Here is a 264-nt window from a genome sequence, read left to right as displayed (position 1 = left end):
CCTCAATGAACGACCATTACCTGAAAAAACTCGATCGAGTTACTGCTATTCTCACTCAATTACAATCAAAACCGATTGTCAGAGCGCAAGATCTAGCTGCTAAATTTGACGTCAGCGTCAGAACGATTTACCGTGATGTAAAAACGCTAGAAAATGCCGGAATTCCAATTATTGGTGAAGCGGGAAGCGGTTATTCTTTGATGGACGGCTACAAACTTCCGCCTGTAATGTTCACAAAAGAAGAGGTTTTGAGCTTTATTACAG

The 264-nt window shown here is 41.3% G+C and carries 1 protein-coding gene; it reads left to right on the top strand.

What is annotated here, in order from left to right; genetic code table 11:
• Window positions 1-5: 5 nt before the first annotated feature.
• On the top strand, window positions 6-264 hold a 259-nt coding region (locus SCA31_RS23870), incomplete at its 3' end, for a helix-turn-helix transcriptional regulator (RefSeq protein ID WP_410699482.1).

It is taken from the genome of Chryseobacterium sp. SIMBA_028 (assembly GCF_046535285.1).
In the GTDB taxonomy this organism is placed as follows: Bacteria; Bacteroidota; Bacteroidia; order Flavobacteriales; family Weeksellaceae; genus Chryseobacterium.
Note: the sequence above shows the minus strand (reverse complement) of the source record. Positions and strands in the feature narration are given on the sequence as shown.